We start from the raw sequence: 16,387 nt of genomic DNA, 5'->3' as shown, positions 1-16,387 counted from the left end.
CAGTACATGCGCGACGAAGCGCAAGAAAGAAGGCATTTCACGATGAGCAGCAACGAGACGCCCCGCGGCCCCGTCGACTCCTCCCGCATCCCGCGGTACGCCGGCCCCGCGACCTTCGCCCGGCTGCCCCGCCTGGACGAGGTCGGCACCGCCGATGTCGCCGTGGTGGGCGTGCCGTTCGACTCCGGTGTCTCGTACCGGCCCGGCGCCCGCTTCGGCGGCAACGCCATCCGTGAGGCGTCCCGGCTGCTGCGCCCGTACAACCCGGCGCAGGACGCCTCCCCGTTCGCCCTGGCGCAGGTCGCCGACGGCGGCGACATCGCGGTGAACCCGTTCAACATCAACGAGGCCGTGGAGACCATCGAGGCCGCCGCCGACGACCTGCTCGGCACCGGCGCCCGCCTGATGACCCTCGGCGGCGACCACACCATCGCCCTGCCGCTGCTGCGGTCGGTGGCGAAGAAGCACGGCCCGGTGGCCCTGCTGCACTTCGACGCCCACCTGGACACCTGGGACACCTACTTCGGCGCCGAGTACACCCACGGCACCCCGTTCCGCCGCGCGGTGGAGGAGGGCATCCTCGACACCTCGGCCCTCTCCCACGTCGGCACCCGCGGCCCGCTGTACGGCAAGCAGGACCTCACCGACGACGAGAAGATGGGCTTCGGCATCGTCACCTCGGCGGACGTCTACCGCCGGGGCGCCGACGAGATCGCCGACCAGCTGCGCCAGCGCATCGGCGACCGCCCGCTGTACATCTCCATCGACATCGACTGCCTGGACCCGGCGCACGCGCCCGGCACCGGCACCCCGGAAGCGGGCGGCATGACCTCCCGCGAGCTGCTGGAGATCCTGCGCGGCCTGGCGTCGTGCAACCTGGTCTCGGCGGACGTGGTCGAGGTCGCCCCGGCGTACGACCACGCCGAGATCACCTCGGTCGCGGCCTCCCACACCGCCTACGAACTGACCACCATCATGAGCCGCCAGATCGCCGCGGCCCGGAAGGACACGGAAGCGAAGTGACCCACGACCACGACCTGGTACTCCGCCCGACACCGGCGCAGATCACCGCCGCCCTGAACCCGCCCCCGGGGCGCAACGGCGGAGACCTGGTCGTGGAGACGCTGGCCGGGCTCGGCGCGACGACGGTCTTCGGCCTGCCCGGCCAGCACGCCCTCGGCATGTTCGACGCCCTGCGCCGCTCCTCGCTGCGCTACATCGGCCTCAGGGTGGAGAACAACGCGGGTTTCGCGGCCGACGCGTACGGCAGGATCACGGGCGAGGCGGCCCCGCTGCTGCTCTCGACCGGCCCGGGGGCGCTGACCTCGCTGGCCGCGCTCCAGGAGGCGGCGGCGGCCAGCGCGCCGGTGCTGGCGATCAGCAGCCAGATCCCGGTGGCCGGCCTGGGCGGGGCCCGCAAGGGCTACCTGCACGAACTCCCCGACCAGTCGGCCTCCTTCCAGGGCGTGGTGAAATCCGTCCACACGGTCCGCAGCCAGTCCCAGATCCCGTCGGCGATCGCGGCGGCCTGGAAGTCGGCGCTGACGGCCCCGCACGGACCGGTGTGGGTGGAGATCCCGCAGGACGTCCTGCTGGCTCCGGCCGCGCTGCCGGTGGTGTCGGCGCCGGACGCCCTCCCGGACGACCTGCCCCCGCGCCCGGAACTGACCGCACTGGCCGCCCACTTGCTGTCCCAGGCCGCCCGCCCGGCGATCATCGCGGGCGGCGGGGTCGTACGGTCGGACGCCTCGGGGAAGCTGCGGCTGCTGGCGGAGAAGCTGAACGCGCCGGTGGTGACGACGTTCGGCGGCAAGGGCGCGTTCCCCTGGCACCACCCCCTGTCCCTCCAGTCCTGGCTGGAGGACCGCCACACGACGGACTTCCTTGAGGAAGCGGACGTCCTGCTGGTGATCGGCTCGGGCCTGGGCGAACTCTCCTCCAACTACCACACGTTCAAGCCCCGGGGCCGGGTGATCCAGATCGAGGCCGACCTCGGCAAACTGGAGTCCAACCACCCGGCCCTGGGCATCCACGCGGACGCCCGCCTCGCCCTCCAGGCCCTGCTGGAGACGGTGGCGGACCGCCCGGACGAGACGGCACGGGAGCGGGTACGCGAGCTGCTGGCGAAGGTGGCGGCCCGCATCGACGGCCAGAACCTGACCCTGGAGCAGCAGGTCCTGTCGGCCGTCCGCCAGGCCCTCCCCGCCGACTCCCCGTCCTTCTGGGACATGACGATCCTGGCGTACTGGGCCTGGTCGGCGTTCGACGCGCAGGGCCCGAACCTCATGCACTCCGCCCAGGGCGCGGGCGGCCTCGGCTACGGCTTCCCGGCGGCCCTCGGCGCGGCGGCGGCGGACCCGACCCGCCCGGTCCTGGCGGTCTCCGGCGACGGCGGAGCCCTCTACTCCATCGCCGAACTGGCCACGGCCAAGCAGTACGACCTCCCCGTCACCTGGCTGATCGTCGACGACGGCGGCTACGGCATCCTCCGCGAGTACATGACGGACGCCTTCGGCGAACCGACGGCCACGGAACTCCACCGCCCGGACTACGTGGCCCTGGCGGAGTCCTTCGGAGTAACGGCCACCCACACGACCCCGGAAACCCTGCAAGAGGACTTGGGCCGGGCCCTGAAGACCCCGGGCCCGTCGGTGGTCGTACTCCCGGCGGTCCTGCGGATGTTCGCACCAACTCACCTGGACTGAGCGCTGGACGACAGCAACAGCTCGACCCAGACGGCCTTCCCGATGCCGTGCCGCCGGGGGCAGCAGCCCCAACGCACCGAGAGGGCGCTGATGATGGCGAGACCGCGGCCGTGTTCGTCGTCGGTCGCCGCCGTCTTCGGCACCGGCCGGGCATGGCTGGCGTCGGCCACCTCCACCCGCAGCCGCCCGTTGTACTGGGCGATGCGGACGCCGGTCTCCCGGCCGGCCGGTCTCCGGATGTGCCGGATGGCGTTGCTCATCAGTTCGCGAGCAGGCGCCATTGGGCTTCCGTCACACCGGTGCGTCCAGACGGTTGCCGGGTGCCGTTGTCCGGCATGGGGCCTCCGAGGTGATCAGGCCACAGGCGAGGATGGGAGACATCGGTGCTCGTCCGGGACTTCAGGCCCATCCGCCGCCGGGGCATCGAGCGGCTCGCGCGGGAGCGGTGGGGCCGAGGGGCGCTCTGTCTGGTCCGCCGACATCGGGGACCGGGAACTGGTCGTGGACTCGGCGGAGGTGACCGAGGAAGCGGCGCCCGCGGCCGTGGCAGCGGTCCTGGAGGTACGGCGATCACTCGGCCGGAGACCGGACCGGGTGGCACGTACGCGCGGCTCGCGGAGCTGGGGCACGGGCCCGTCCGGTTCCGGGAGGAGATCCGGTCCCGGATGCCGGGTGCGGAGGAGGCCGAGCGGCTGGCGCTCCCGGCGGGTGTGCCGGTCGTACTGATCGCGCGCACCGCCTACGACGCCGACGGGCTCGCCGTCGAGGTCAACGAGATGGTGCTGGACTCCTCGGCCTACGTCCTGGAGTACGACTTCGAGGCCTGAGGGAGTTCAACTGCTCCCTCAGGCCTCGAAAGCCGGTTGCCGGGCGGGCGGGTCAGCAGCCCCCCGGCCCCACCCCGTCGATCCGGCCGCCGAAGTCGCCCAGGTAGCGGGAGCGCCAGTCGCCGTTGAAGACGTCCCGCTTCTGTACCGGGCTCCAGTTGATGAAACACGCGCGGGTGGAGGAGACGAACGAGCCCACGTGGTCGTGGAGGAACGGCGGCATGTCGCGGTAGCCGCTGCGGGCCGTCCACTCCCAGGAGGAGCCGCCGAAGTTCTCGCCGCTCCAGAAGCAGACGGAGCCGTCGGGGCAGGAGGGCTGGGCGGCCTTGGCCGTGGCGGTCTGGGTGGGCAGGAGTACGGCGGTCAGGGCGAGGGCGGCGGCCAGCGTCCAGGAACGGAACTGCTTCATAGGGCTCTCCAGGCATGGGAGTCGAAGTGGCCGGCAGTGCGGTGCGCCGGGCACCGTCATGGTGGGGGCGGGCCGGGCTGACACGCCCGGGGGGCATTCCCCCTTCCCCGGTGTGAGGGAAGAAGTGGGATTAGTAGGACCAGGCCGGTGGGCAGCCCCGTCTTTCCGAACGTACGTGCAACCGTCGGCACTTCTGGCGAGTCCAGTAAGGCGGCGCACACGTGCGCTCAAGGGCGTTCAGGGGGACGCCCGGACCTTCAAGGGGACTTTTCCATGACTCACCGGACCACCGGCCGGGCCGGCGCGCTCGCGGCCGTCGTCAGCGCCGCGCTGCTCATACCCGCCGTCACCGCCGCCACCCCGGCCGCCGCCGCCACCCCGGCCGTGACCTGTACGTCGGCCAAGGCGGGCCTCGCCGCCAAGCTGAAGAAGGACATCACGGCCGCCCTCGCGGGCCGCAAGGGCACCGTCGCCGTCGGCCTGTACGACCGCAGCACCAAGACCACCTGCACCCTGCGGGCCACCAGCGCCTACGACTCGGCCAGCACCGTCAAGGTCACCGTGCTCGCCACGCTGCTGTGGGACGCCAAGAAGCACAACCGGTACCTGACGAGCACCGAGCAGTCGCTTGCCAAGGCCATGATCACCAAGTCCGACAACAACGCGACCAGCAAGCTCTGGAAGCAGCTCGGCATGACGAAGATCAAGGGCTTCCTCAAGGCCGCCGGCATGACCAAGACGGTGCCGGGCACGGGCGGCTACTGGGGCCTGACCCAGGAGAACGTCAACGACGAGCAGAAGCTGCTCCAGCTCATCACCGCCAAGAACAACGTGCTGAGCGACAACTCCCGCGACTACATCCAGAAGCTGATGGGGCAGGTCGTCTCCTCGCAGCGCTGGGGCACCCCGGCGGGCGCCCCGTCCTCCGTGTCCGTGCACGTCAAGAACGGCTGGCTGCAGCGCTCCACGCACGGCTGGCGCGTGCACAGCCTGGGCACCTTCAAGGGCGCCGGCCACGACTACATGATCACCGTGCTGACCCAGGACAACAGCACGATGAACTACGGCGTGACCACCATCCAGAACGTCGCCAAGGCCATCCACAAGGACCTGGTGCCGACCACCTCCGGCGTCACCCGCTTCACGCCGACCAGCCAGCCGCGCGAGGCGTTCGTCGCCGTCCCGCCGCAGGGCTGACCCTTCACGAGACGGCTTCCCGTACGTCACCGGCCGGCCCTACGGTGACGGCCATGCGCCTGAGAACCGTATGCGCCGGCCTCGCCGCCGGTCTGGCGGCGGTCACCTCCCTGACCGCCGCCGGACCCGCCGCCGCCCACCCGCCGGGCAACCGCCACGCCTGTTCGCCGTACGTCCTTCTCGACCGCTTCTCCGACGCGCTCGACAAGACGACGTACGACGGCACCTACACCGGCAACCTCTCCGCCCTCGCCGTGGACCGGGACGGCTCGCTCGCGGCCCTCGGGGACCGCTCGTCCCTGTTCCGGCTGGACGCCCGCACCCTCCGCCCGGAGGGGGTCGTCCGCCTCGCCGACGAGAAGGGCGCCGACCTCGACTCCGAGGGCCTGGTCGTCGACCGCGACGGCTCCCGGCTGGTCTCCTCCGAGACCGAGCCGTCCGTGCGCCGCTACAGCCCCGGCGGCGAGATCCTGGACCGGCTCCCGGTGCCGTCCGCCCTCCGCGTCGCCCCGGCCGGCCGGGCCACCGCCAACCAGACCTTCGAGGGCCTGACCCTGCTGCCCGGCGGCCGCACCCTGCTGGCCTCCATGGAGTACGCGCTGGCGGGCGACTCCGCCGGCACCGTCCGCTTCCAGACCTGGCAGCGCCACCGGGGCCGCTTCACGCCCGCCGCCCAGTACGCCTACCGCACCGACCCCGGCCTCGGCGTCCCCGAGGTGCAGGCCACCCCCGACGGCCGCCTGCTCGTCCTGGAGCGCGGCTTCACCGCGGGCGTCGGCAACACCGTCCGCCTCTACCTCGCCGACCTCCGCCACGCCACGGACACGGCCGGCGTCGAGCACCTGACCGGCGGGAGCGCCGTCCGGCCGGTGAAGAAGACCCTGCTCGCCGACATCGCGGCCTGCCCGTCGCTCGGCGCCACGGCGCGGCAGCCCCAGCCCAACCCCCTGCTGGACAACATCGAGGGCATGACGATCACCGGCCGCGACGCCACGGGCCGCCTGAAGGTCCTCCTGGTCAGCGACGACAACCAGAACCCGGCCCAGACGACCCGGTTCTACCGGCTACGGGTACGCGCCTGACCGAGGCCCCGGTTTGTTGCGGAGGGATGAAATCCGCTTCCCGCCGTGTTGGTGCCTTCCGGCAGAGCAGGACGGACGGAAGGCATCGGCGTGGCAGCGCAACGGGGATGGGCACGACGGCTGGCGGGATACGCCTGGCGGTATCCGAAGGACGTCGTCCTGGCCCTCGGCTCCTCCCTCGCCGGCATGGCGGTGATGGCCGTCGTCCCCCTGATCACCAAGGTGATCATCGACGACGTGATAGGCGACCACAGCCGCGCCATGGCCCCCTGGGCCGGCGCCCTCATAGCCGCCGCCGTCCTGGTCTACGTCCTCACCTATATCCGCCGCTACTACGGCGGCCGGCTCGCCCTGGACGTCCAGCACGACCTGCGGACCGAGATGTACGGCACGATCACCCGGCTGGACGGCCGCCGCCAGGACGAGCTGTCCACCGGGCAGGTCGTCGGCCGCGCCACCAGCGATCTCCAGCTGATCCAGGGCCTGCTGTTCATGCTCCCGATGACCATCGGGAACGTCCTGCTCTTCCTGATGTCCCTGGTGATCATGGCGTGGCTGTCGCTGCCGCTGACCCTGGTCGCCCTCGCCGTCGCCCCCGCCCTCGGCTGGATCGCCCGGCGCAGCCGCACCCGGCTGCACCCGGCCACCTGGTACGCCCAGGCGCAGGCCGCCGCCGTGGCCGGCGTGGTCGACGGCGCGGTCAGCGGTGTGCGCGTGGTGAAGGGCTTCGGGCAGGAGGAGCAGGAGACCAACAAGCTCCGCGAGGTCGGCCGCCGGCTGTTCGCGGGCCGGCTGCGCACGATCCGCCTGAACAGCCGGTACACCCCGGCCCTCCAGGCCGTCCCGGCGCTCGGCCAGGTCGCCATGCTGGCCCTCGGCGGCTGGCTCGCCGTGCACGGCCACATCACGCTCGGCACCTTCGTGGCCTTCTCCACCTACCTGGCCCAGCTGGTCGGCCCGGTCCGGATGCTCGCGATGGTGCTCACGGTCGGCCAGCAGGCCCGCGCCGGCACCGAGCGCGTCCTGGAGCTGATCGACACCGAGCCGACGCTCAAGGACGGCACGAAGGACCTGCCCGCCGACGCGCCGGCGACCGTCGAGTTCGACGACGTGAGCTTCGGCTACGACCGCGAACGCCCGGTCCTGGAGGGGATCGGCTTCGAGATCCGGGCCGGTGAGACCCTCGCCGTCGTCGGCTCCTCGGGCTCCGGCAAGTCCACCCTCTCGCTGCTGCTGCCGCGCTTCTACGACGTCACCCGGGGAGCCGTCCTGATCGGCGGCCACGACGTGCGCGAGCTGACCCTGGACTCGCTGCGCGCCGCGATCGGCCTCGTCCCCGAAGATTCGTTTCTCTTCTCCGACACCGTCCGCAACAACATCGCCTACGGCCGCCCCGACGCCACCGACGAGGAGATCGAGGCCGCCGCCCGCGCCGCCCAGGCGGACCGTTTCATCAGCGAGCTGCCCGACGGCTACGACACCAAGGTCGGCGAACACGGCCTGACCCTCTCCGGCGGCCAGCGCCAGCGCCTCGCGCTCGCCCGCGCCCTGCTCACCGACCCTCGCCTGCTGGTCCTGGACGACGCCACCTCGGCCGTCGACGCCCGTGTGGAGCACGAGATCCACGAGGCGCTGAAGCATGTGATGCGGGGCCGTACCACCCTGCTCATCGCCCACCGCCGCTCCACCCTGAACCTCGCCGACCGCATCGCCGTCCTGGACGGCGGCCGGCTCGCCGACCTCGGCACCCACGAGGAACTCCAGGAGCGCTCGGCCCTGTACCGGCGGCTGCTCACCGACCCGGACGAGCTGGGCGGCGTCTCCCCGGGCCACGCCCGCCCGGCGACGCCCGCCGAGGACACCTCCGTCCGCGACGAGCTGGACGCCGAGTTCGACGCCGAGCGGGGCGTGACCCCCCGGCTGTGGACCGGCGACCGCGAACCCAAGGACCAGGCGCTCGCCGGCTCCCCGGCCACCCCGGAGCTGCTCGCCCAGGTCCAGGCGCTGCCCCCGGCCACCGACACCCCCGACATCGACGAGGGCCGCGCGACGCTGCCCGAGGAGTCCTACGGCCTGCGCCGCCTGCTGCGCGGCTTCTGGCCGCCGCTGCTGGTCAGCCTGGCGCTGGTCGCCGTGGACGCGGGCGCGGGCCTGCTGCTGCCGGTGCTGATCCGGCACGGCATCGACTCCGGCGTGACCCGCATGGCGATCGGCGCGGTGTGGTCGGCGTCCCTGCTCGCCCTGCTGACCGTGCTGGTGCAGTGGGCCGCGCAGATCGCCGAGATCCGGATGACCGGCCGCACCGGCGAGCGGGTGCTCTACACCCTGCGGCTGAAGATCTTCTCGCAGCTCCAGCGGCTCGGCCTGGACTACTACGAGCGCGAGCTGACCGGCCGCATCATGACGCGGATGACCACGGACGTCGACGCTCTGTCGACCTTCCTCCAGACGGGCCTGGTCACCGCGTTCGTCTCGGTCGTCACCTTCTTCGGCATCATGGCCGCCCTGCTGGTCCTCGACGTGCAGCTGGCCCTGGTCGTCTTCGCCACCCTGCCCCCGCTGGCCGTGGCCACCTTCTTCTTCCGCCGGGCCAGTGTGAAGGCGTACGAGCTGGCCCGCGAGCGCGTCTCGGGGGTCAACGCCGACCTCCAGGAGACCGTGGCCGGACTGCGGATCGTGCAGGCCTTCCGGCGGGAGCGGGACGGCGGCCGGCGGTTCGCCGAGCGCAGCGCCGAGTACCGGCGCGCCCGTGTCCACGGCCAGTGGCTGATCTCGGTGTACTTCCCGTTCGTGCAGCTGCTGTCGTCGGTCGCGGCGGCGTCCGTGCTGATCGCGGGCGCGGGCCGGGTGGAGGCGGCCACGCTCACCACCGGCGCCCTGGTGGCCTACCTGCTCTACATCGACCTGTTCTTCGCGCCCGTCCAGCAGCTCTCCCAGGTCTTCGACGGCTACCAGCAGGCCACGGTCTCGCTGGGCCGCATCCAGGAGCTGCTGCGCGAGCCGACGTCCACGAAGACCGCCGACGCCCCGCTGGAGGTGCTCTCGCTGCGCGGCGACATCGTCTTCGAGGGCGTCCGGTTCGCCTACGGCGACGAGGAGGAGGCCCTCACCGGCATCGACCTGACGATCCCGGCCGGGCAGACGGTCGCGTTCGTCGGCGAGACGGGCGCCGGGAAGTCGACCCTGGTCAAGCTGGTCGCGCGGTTCTACGACCCGACCGCCGGACGGGTCACGGCGGACGGCACGGATCTGCGCGCCCTGGACCTCACCTCCTACCGGCACCGGCTCGGGGTGGTGCCGCAGGAGGCGTACCTCTTCCCGGGCACCATCCGCGACGCCATCGCCTACGGCCGTCCCGACGCCACCGACGCCGAGGTGGAGGCGGCGGCCCGGGCGGTCGGCGCGCACGAGATGATCGCCCGGCTGCCGGGCGGTTATCTGCACGAGGTCGCCGAGCGCGGCCGGAACCTCTCGGCGGGCCAGCGCCAGCTGATCGCCCTCGCCCGCGCCGAACTGGTCGACCCGGACATCCTGCTGCTGGACGAGGCCACGGCCGCCCTGGACCTGGCCACCGAGGCACAGGTCAACCAGGCCACCGACCGGCTGGCGGGCCGCCGTACCACGCTGGTGGTGGCGCACCGGCTGACCACCGCGGCCCGCGCCGACCGGGTGGTGGTGATGGACCACGGCCGGGTCGCCGAGGACGGCACCCACGAGGAGCTGCTGGCCCGTGACGGCCGGTACGCCGAGCTGTGGCGGACCTTCGTCGGCCGGCCCGAGCCGGAGGAGCCGGTCGGAGCCTCCCGTTGAGGCCCCCGACGCATCGTTTGGCTGACGGTCGTGCAACCATCCGGCACATGTGTGCGTCCGTACATCAGTGCGGAGACGGAGGAGTGTGACCGGGTACGGGGAGGACGAAGTGGGCAGTGGTGCGATACGGCGGCGGCTGGCCCTCGGCGCGGCCGTGCTGGCCGCGGCGGGCACGCTCGCGCTGACGGCGACCGGGACCGCGCAGGCCGCGTCCGGCGGCTGCGCCGGTCGCGAGGTGCGGACCCTGCCGTTCAAGACCGGCGTCACCCACGTCTACAAACGCGACGGCTACGTCTGCGCCGTCACCGTCCCCCGCACACCGGGTCCCGCCCGCACCATGTCGGTCAGCGTGCAGGCGCGCGGCAACCGGCCGGTGGTGGACCGGGGCCGCTACAACCGGCTCGCCGGTCCGGTGACCGTGCACGCCGGGCACCGCTGCGTGTGGATCAAGGGCGCGGTGGGCCGGGACTCGGTCAGTTCCGGCTGGATCCTGTGCTGAGCCGCTGAGCAGGGGTGGCCCGGCGACCGGGCGAACGTCCTCTGGTGGGGCGGCACTTGCTGGGATAGTTTCCGGCGCACATCCGTCTCACAGGGGAGAGTGCGCATGCGCAAGGCGCTCAGATGGCTGCTCGCGCTCGCGGTGCTCATCGGCACGCTGAGCACGACGGCCGGGGCGGCCACCGCCGCCGGGGACGAGCCCACCGACATCGAGGACCGGCTGCTGTCGATACCCGGCATGAGCCTGGTCGAGGAGAAGCCGTACCCCGGCTACCGTTACTTCGTCCTGAACTTCGCCCAGCCCGTCGACCACCGCCACCCGGACCGGGGCACCTTCCGGCAGCGGATCACCGTGCTGCACAAGGACGTGAGCCGGCCCACCGTCTTCTACACCGGCGGCTACCACCTCTCCACCAAGCCCTCGCGCCGCGAACCCACCCAGATCGTGGACGGCAACCAGGTCTCCCTGGAGTACCGCTTCTTCACCCCCTCGCGCCCGGCCCCGGCCGACTGGTCGAAGCTCGACATCTGGCAGGCCGCGAGCGACCAGCACCGCCTGTTCCGGGCGCTGAAGGCGCTCTACCCCGCCAACTGGCTGGCCACCGGCGCCTCCAAGGGCGGCATGACGGCCACCTACTACGAGCGGTTCTACCCGGGCGACATGGACGGTGTCGTCGCCTACGTCGCCCCCAACGACGTGGTCGATGCCGAGGACTCCGCCTACGACCGCTTCTTCGCCCGCGTCGGCACCAAGGAGTGCCGGGACCGGCTGACCGCCGTGCAGCGCGAGGCCCTGGTGCGCCGCGAGCGGATGGAGGAGAAGTACGCCGAGTACGCCGCCGCGAAGGGCTACACCTTCGACACCATCGGCGGCCTGGACCGGGCCTACGAGGCGGTCGTCCTGGACTACGCATGGGGCTTCTGGCAGTACAGCCTGCTCAAGGACTGCGACACGGTCCCGGCGGCCACCGCGGGCGACGACGCGCTGTGGACCTCGCTCGACACCATCTCGGGCTTCGAGGCGTACACCGACCAGGGACTGGACCCGTACACCCCGTACTACTACCAGGCCGGCACCCAGCTGGGCGCGCCCACCATCCACTTCCCCGGCATCGACCGGCACCTGATCCGCTACGGCTACCAGCCGCCCCGGAACTACGTGCCCCGCTCCATCCCGATGCGGTTCGAACCGTGGGCGATGCGGGACGTGGACACCTGGGTCCGGCACCACGCCACGCGCATGCTGTTCGTCTACGGCCAGAACGACCCCTGGGGATCGGAGCGCTTCCGGCCCGGCGCGGGCGCCCGTGACTCCTACGTGTTCACCGCGCCCGGCATGAACCACGGCGCCAACGTGGCCGGCCTTGTCCCGGAGCAGAAGAGCCTCGCCACCGCCCGCGTCCTGGCCTGGGCGGGCCTGCCGCAGGCCACCGTGGACCGGGCGAAGCCGCTGGCCCCGTACGACGCGCGGCTGGACGTGCGGGAGGTGGAACGGGAACCCGCGCTGCGGCCCCGGGTAGCCGGCTAGTACGTCAGCCCGTGCCCGATCGGGTACAGCACCGCCGACGGGTCGTCCGCCCGCTGCACCGGCACCGGCAGCCGCCCGCGCGGTGCCACCCGCCCGGCCAGCACCCGTGCGGCGGCGCGCAGTTCGACGTCCGTCCAGCAGTACGTGGCCAGACAGGCCTTGACGGCGGGCAGCTGCGCGATGTCGTACGGGTTGCGGACCGCCACCACGGCCACCGGCCTGCCGGTGGCCAGCAGGCGGTCGACCAGGGTGCGCTGGGAACTGCCCGCCGTCACGTTGTACGTGGCCACGATCACCGCGTCCGCGTTCCCGGCGGCGGCGACCGCCTTGTCGACGGTCGCGGCGGAGGGCGCGGTGCCGGTGGACAGCGCGGTGGCGGCGAAGCCCAGTTCGGCCAGGGCGGCGGACAGCACGCCGGTGGGCGGGCCGGTGGTGCCGGACGGGGAGGCCGGGTCGGCGCCGACGACCAGGACCCGGGGTTCCCGGTGGTGGTCGAAGGGCAGCGTGCCGTCCTCGTTGACCAGCAGGGTGGTGGTGCGCTCGGCGATGCGGTCGGCGGAGGCCAGGTGGGCCTTCGTGCCCACCGTGCGGCCGATCCGGTCCGGGTGGGCCCAGGGGTGGTCGAGCACCCCGCGCCGGGCCTTGAGCCGCAGAATGCGCAGGATCGATTCATCGAGGCGGGCCTCGGTCAGCTCGCCGTTCCGCACCGCCGTCAGCACCGCGTTCCAGGCCACCTCCAGAGAGGGCGGGTTGAGCAGCTGGTCCACGCCGGCCTTCAGGGCGAGCACCGGCACCCGGTCGTCGCCGTACTTGGTGCGCACGCCCTGCATGCCGAGCGAGTCGGTGATGACGACGCCGTCGTAGCCGAGTTCCCCGCGCAGGATGCCGGTCAGCACCGGCCGGGACAGGGTGGCCGGGTCGCCGGAGCCGTCCAGGGCCGGGAACTGGATGTGACCGGTCATCACCGAGTCGACGCCCGCCCGGATCGCGGCCCGGAAGGGCACGGCGTCCAGCTTCTCCCACAGCTCGCGGCTGTGCGTGATGACCGGGAAGCCGTAGTGGCTGTCCACGGAGGTGTCCCCGTGGCCCGGGAAGTGCTTGGCGCTCGTCGCGACCCCGGCCGACTGATAGCCCTTCACCTCGGCGGCGACCAGCGCGGCGACCGCGTCCGGGTCGGCGCCGAAGGAGCGCACCCCGATCACCGGGTTGGCCGGGTTGACGTTCACGTCGGCGTCGGGGGCGTAGTCCTGGTGGACGCCCATCGCGCGCAGTTCCGCGCCGGAGATCCGGCCGAGGGTCCGGGCGGCGGAGCGGGAGCGGCCGGCGCCGATGGCCATCGCGCCGGGCAGCAGGGTGGCGGGCTTGCCGATCCGGCACACCGCGCCGTGCTCCTGGTCGGTGGCGATGAGCACGGACAGCCCGCGCGGCTGGTCCAGCGAGGCCCGCTGGATGCCGTCGGACAGGGCGGCGATCTGGTGCGGGTCGCGGGTGTTGTGCGCCCAGGCGAAGTAGATGACGCCGCCGACCCGGTACTTCGCGATCAGCTCGGCGGCGGTGCGGACGCCGAGTTCCTTCAGGTTGGTGTCGATGTCGGCCTGGTCGGGGGCGGTGGCGGAGTGGCCGTAGACCCGCGTCACGAACAGCTGGCCGACCTTCTCCTGAAGCGTCATGCGGGAGATCAGGGCGCGCAGCCGGCGGTCGTCGTCGGCGGCGTGCGCGGCCGTCGGGACCGTCAGGGCGGCGGTGACGCCCGCGGTCGCGGCGAGGACGGCCCGTCTGGACGGCCGTGCGGTGTCTCTTCGTGTGCTTCCCGTACCGGTGTCGCTTCCCGTGCTGGTGTCGGGCACGTGCGCTCCTTCCAGAGGAGAACCGCTGAAGGAAACTTCCGAGGAGTCACCAATATCCGGGAAGTTTCTTTCCGTCAAGGGACTGCACAGTAACCAGGAAGGGCCCGCCGGCCGGGGATTCCGAGGGCGCGTCCGGCCCCTGGACGGCCCGGGCCGCTCACGGCACGGCCGGCTTGGCAGCGGGCTTCCGGCGGTCGCGCAGTTCGGGGGTGGCCGCGGCGACACCGGCCACCGCCAGCACGCACAGCGCCCCGCCGGCCACCAGCGCGGTGACGCCGGAGGTCCAGCCGGCCAGCAGGCCGCCGCGCACGTTGCCCAGGCTCGGACCCGCCTGGCCGACGATCTGCTCGGCCGCGGTGACCCGGCCGAGCAGCGCGTCCGGGGTGCGGGTCTGCACGATCGTGGACCGGGAGACCACCGCCGTGGCGTCCGCCGCCCCGGCCAGCACCAGCAGCGCCAGACCCGCCCAGGCGTTGGTGGTCAGCCCGAACAGGACCAGGGCCACGCCCCAGCCGGCGGACGCGCACAGCATCACCGGGCCCGGCCGGGCGAGCCGGGTCAGCGGGCCGGACAGCGCGGTCGCCGCGATCCCGCCCACCGCCAGCGCCGACAGGAACAGCCCGAGGGTGCGCGGGTGGTCACCGAACCGCTCGGCGTTGACCAGCGGGAACAGGCTCGTCGGGAACGACAGCACGGTGGCGGCCAGATCGGTGATCAGCGCACCGCGCACCACCCGGTGCCGGGCCAGGAACCGCAGCCCGTCCAGCGCGCCGCGCAGCCCCGGCCGGGCGGGCTCGCCCTCGGGCGGCAGCGGGGGCAGCCCGAAGGCGCCGTAGAAGGCGAGGCCGAAGCTCAGGGCGTCCAGCAGATAGCAGACGCCGATGCCGAACCAGCCCAGCAGCACCCCGGCCAGCGCGGGCCCGAGCAGCATCATCGACTGCCCGGTGACCTGTTGCAGCGCGAGCCCCGCGGCCACCTGGTCCTTGGGCAGCAGCCGGGGCAGGAATACCCCGGCCGCCGGGGCGGCGAGCGCGCCGAACGCCGACTGCACCGCCACCAGCAGCAGCACCCCGGCCACCGGGACGTGCCCGGTGAAGCCCTGCACCGCGAGCCCCAGGGAGCAGACCGCCTGGCCGACGGTGGCCGCGAGGTATACCCGGCGCCGGTCGGCCCGGTCCGCCCAGGCCCCGGCGAACAGCCCGAACCCCACCAGCGGCAGCGCCTGCGCGAGCCCCACCGCGCCGGTCCAGGCGGTGCTGTGGGTCCGGTCCCACACCTGGTACATGACCGTCACCATGGTCATGAACCCGCCGAGCAACGACACGGTCCGCCCGATCAGCAGCCGCCGGAAGACGGGCGAGCTGCGCAGCGGCCGTATGTCGAGGAAGGTGCGGGTGAGGCTCATGAGCGGAGGCGGGCGCACGGCCCGGGCGGCGATGTCACCGGGGGAGGCTAACCGCACCCCCCGGCACCCGCCAGCGAATTTCCCCGCTCAGGCGGCTTCCCCCAGCAGCCGCGCCAGGTACTCCCGCCCCTCGCCCAGCAGCTCGGCGAGCGGCGCCGCATGCTCGTACCAGCGCTTCTCGTACTCCCAGCACAGCCAACCGTCCCAGTCCCGCCGGGTGAGCACGTCCACGCACTCGGCGAGCGGCAGCACCCCGGCGCCGAGCGGCAGCGGGGTGGTGTCCTCGGCCGAGGCGACGTCCTTGACCTGGACGTAGCCGAGGTGCGGGGCGAGGGCCGCGTAGCTGTCGGCGGGCTGCTCGCCGCCCAGCCAGGTGTGCAGCACGTCCCACAGCGCGCCGGCGTGGCGGTGCCCGACGGGGCCGAGGATCCGGATCGCGTCGGCGCCGGTGGGGTGCGAGTCGTGGGTCTCCAGCAGGATCCGGACGCCGAGCGCGGCGGCGTCCTCGGCGGCGGCACCGAGCCGTCGGGCGGCGATCGCGTCCGCCTCCTCGCGCGGCTCCTGCGCGCCGGCGCCGGGGAAGACCCGTACGAAGGGCGCCCCCAGGTCGTGGGCCAGCCGCACCAGCTCCCGGAGCTCCGCCAGCACGGGCCCGTCCTCGCCCGCCGCGGCCACCCGGGCGTACCCGGCCAGCCCCACGATCTCCACCCCGGCCGCCCGGAACAGGGCGGCCGTCTCGGCGCGTTCGGCCGGGGTCAGCCCCGGATGCACCGGTTCCTCCGGGTGGGCGCGCAGCTCGACGCCGTGGTACCGGTGGGCGGTCGCGAGCGAGAGGACGTCCGGGAGGGGCAGCCCGGGAACACCGAGGGTGGAGAACGCCAGCTTCATGACATCGCCGCGTACCCGCTGCCCACGGGGGTCATGCACCGACCGGAGGATGAGAGCGACGCCCACGCGGCCCCGCGCACCGTCAACCTACGGTGGCCATGCACGGGCCTCGGAACGCGCGCGGCACCAAGGCGCTCCCCCGCACCCTCACCCACCGGGGCCATGCACCGCCCCCCGAAGCCCCGCAGCGT

12 protein-coding genes and 1 pseudogene are annotated in these 16,387 nt (G+C 73.0%); 8 read left to right on the top strand and 5 right to left on the bottom strand.

The features are described from left to right. The first annotated feature begins 42 nt into the window (after positions 1 to 42). Both speB and ABD350_RS37375 read left to right on the top strand, forming a co-directional pair. Positions 43 to 1,023, top strand: a complete 981-nt coding sequence (gene speB, locus ABD350_RS37380; RefSeq protein WP_344353835.1) for an agmatinase — start codon at positions 43 to 45, stop codon at positions 1,021 to 1,023. Next, positions 1,020 to 2,705 carry a thiamine pyrophosphate-binding protein gene (locus tag ABD350_RS37375; protein WP_344353833.1) on the top strand — a complete coding sequence of 562 codons (1,686 nt, stop codon included), beginning with the start codon at positions 1,020 to 1,022 and terminating at the stop codon, positions 2,703 to 2,705. The genes speB and ABD350_RS37375 overlap by 4 nt, the downstream gene beginning before the upstream one ends. Here ABD350_RS37375 and ABD350_RS37370 read toward each other — a convergent pair. Continuing rightward, the gene (locus tag ABD350_RS37370) at positions 2,693 to 2,986 is read right to left on the bottom strand and encodes an ATP-binding protein (protein WP_344353831.1); all 294 of its coding nucleotides are present in this window, start codon (positions 2,984 to 2,986) and stop codon (positions 2,693 to 2,695) included. The two genes, ABD350_RS37375 and ABD350_RS37370, sit on opposite strands and share 13 nt — an antisense overlap. A 102-nt stretch (positions 2,987 to 3,088) precedes the next feature. Between ABD350_RS37370 and ABD350_RS37365 the strand changes: the two are divergent. Continuing rightward, positions 3,089 to 3,532 (top strand): annotated as a pseudogene (locus tag ABD350_RS37365) (UTRA domain-containing protein); the annotation flags it as partial. Between the two features lie 52 nt (positions 3,533 to 3,584). Here ABD350_RS37365 and ABD350_RS37360 read toward each other — a convergent pair. Continuing rightward, positions 3,585 to 3,941, bottom strand: coding sequence for a peptidase inhibitor family I36 protein (locus tag ABD350_RS37360; protein WP_344353830.1), 357 nt, complete (start codon positions 3,939 to 3,941; stop codon positions 3,585 to 3,587). 273 nt (positions 3,942 to 4,214) lie between these two features. Here ABD350_RS37360 and ABD350_RS37355 point away from each other — a divergent pair, with 273 nt between their 5' ends. The 5 genes from ABD350_RS37355 (at position 4,215) to ABD350_RS37335 (ending at position 12,056) form a co-directional block, all read left to right on the top strand. Next, the gene (locus tag ABD350_RS37355) at positions 4,215 to 5,138 is read left to right on the top strand and encodes a serine hydrolase (RefSeq protein WP_344353828.1); all 924 of its coding nucleotides are present in this window, start codon (positions 4,215 to 4,217) and stop codon (positions 5,136 to 5,138) included. A 53-nt stretch (positions 5,139 to 5,191) separates the two neighbouring features. After that, positions 5,192 to 6,220: an esterase-like activity of phytase family protein gene (locus ABD350_RS37350; RefSeq protein ID WP_344353826.1), complete on the top strand. Its 1,029-nt coding sequence runs from the start codon at positions 5,192 to 5,194 to the stop codon at positions 6,218 to 6,220. Between the two features lie 90 nt (positions 6,221 to 6,310). Continuing rightward, a complete protein-coding gene (locus ABD350_RS37345) occupies positions 6,311 to 10,030 on the top strand; it encodes an ABC transporter ATP-binding protein (protein ID WP_344353824.1) in 3,720 nt (1,239 codons plus the stop codon). Between the two features lie 109 nt (positions 10,031 to 10,139). Continuing rightward, the gene (locus ABD350_RS37340; RefSeq protein WP_344353867.1) at positions 10,140 to 10,529 is read left to right on the top strand and encodes a hypothetical protein; all 390 of its coding nucleotides are present in this window, start codon (positions 10,140 to 10,142) and stop codon (positions 10,527 to 10,529) included. 105 nt (positions 10,530 to 10,634) lie between these two features. Then, positions 10,635 to 12,056, top strand: a complete 1,422-nt coding sequence (locus ABD350_RS37335; RefSeq protein ID WP_344353822.1) for an aminopeptidase — start codon at positions 10,635 to 10,637, stop codon at positions 12,054 to 12,056. Here the strand turns inward: ABD350_RS37335 and ABD350_RS37330 are convergent. The 3 genes from ABD350_RS37330 to ABD350_RS37320 form a co-directional block, all read right to left on the bottom strand. Beyond that, positions 12,053 to 13,903 carry a glycoside hydrolase family 3 protein gene (locus tag ABD350_RS37330; protein WP_344353821.1) on the bottom strand — a complete coding sequence of 617 codons (1,851 nt, stop codon included), beginning with the start codon at positions 13,901 to 13,903 and terminating at the stop codon, positions 12,053 to 12,055. The genes ABD350_RS37335 and ABD350_RS37330 overlap by 4 nt on opposite strands. Before the next feature lie 157 nt (positions 13,904 to 14,060). Beyond that, complete coding sequence (locus ABD350_RS37325; RefSeq protein ID WP_344353819.1) at positions 14,061 to 15,308, bottom strand: MFS transporter; 1,248 nt, start codon at positions 15,306 to 15,308, stop codon at positions 14,061 to 14,063. Positions 15,309 to 15,395: 87 nt separating this feature from the next. Continuing rightward, positions 15,396 to 16,196, bottom strand: coding sequence for a sugar phosphate isomerase/epimerase family protein (locus ABD350_RS37320; protein ID WP_344353864.1), 801 nt, complete (start codon positions 16,194 to 16,196; stop codon positions 15,396 to 15,398). Positions 16,197 to 16,387 lie beyond the last annotated feature (191 nt).

Source organism: Streptomyces nogalater, from assembly GCF_039532885.1.
Taxonomy (GTDB): domain Bacteria; phylum Actinomycetota; class Actinomycetes; order Streptomycetales; family Streptomycetaceae; genus Streptomyces; species Streptomyces nogalater.
The sequence above is the reverse complement of the archived record's forward strand: the minus strand, read 5'-3'. Positions and strand labels throughout refer to the sequence as shown.